Consider the following 587-nt stretch of genomic DNA (forward strand, 5'->3'; position numbering starts at 1 on the left):
TATGCAGCAGGTAATTGCTCAAAATACGATTACAATAACCGGCCGTGTTATTTCGTCAGAAGACCGGGCCAGTTTACCCGGAGTAAGTGTCACGCTAAAAGGATCTTCTGCAGCAGCTCAAAGCAATATAAACGACGACTATACGATAAAGGTTCCGAACAGCAATTCGGTTTTGGTATTTACGTATATGGGCTTGGTTTCCCAGGAGAAAGAAGTATCCTCGTCGCGTGTAGTCAATGTTACCCTTCGGCCCCAGAATAACGATCTGAACGAGGTAGTTATTATAGGCTACGGGCAGTCAAGCCGGAAGGACCTGACGGGGTCTGTAGGTTCGGTGAAGATGGGGGAAGTTGGCAAGGCGCCGGTGAGGTCTTTTGAAGAGGCCCTTGCCGGACGGGTGGCAGGTGTTTCAGCAAGTTCAGACGACGGTCAGCCAGGGGCTTCCGTCAACATCGTGATCCGGGGGAACAACTCCCTGACCCAGGACAACTCACCTTTATATGTCATCGACGGTTTTCCCATAGAGAACCCTGACAATAATGCGCTCAACCCGGCGGAAATAGAGTCGATCGAAGTGCGGAAAGACG

Annotated in this window: 1 protein-coding gene; it reads left to right on the top strand. The window is 50.8% G+C overall.

The window, feature by feature from the left end; genetic code table 11:
• On the top strand, positions 1-587 hold a 587-nt coding region (locus ACNOHI_RS25270; protein WP_420477479.1), incomplete at both ends, for a TonB-dependent receptor plug domain-containing protein.

It is taken from the genome of Noviherbaspirillum sp. ST9 (genome assembly GCF_048799745.1).
Taxonomy (GTDB): domain Bacteria; phylum Pseudomonadota; class Gammaproteobacteria; order Burkholderiales; family Burkholderiaceae_D; genus Noviherbaspirillum.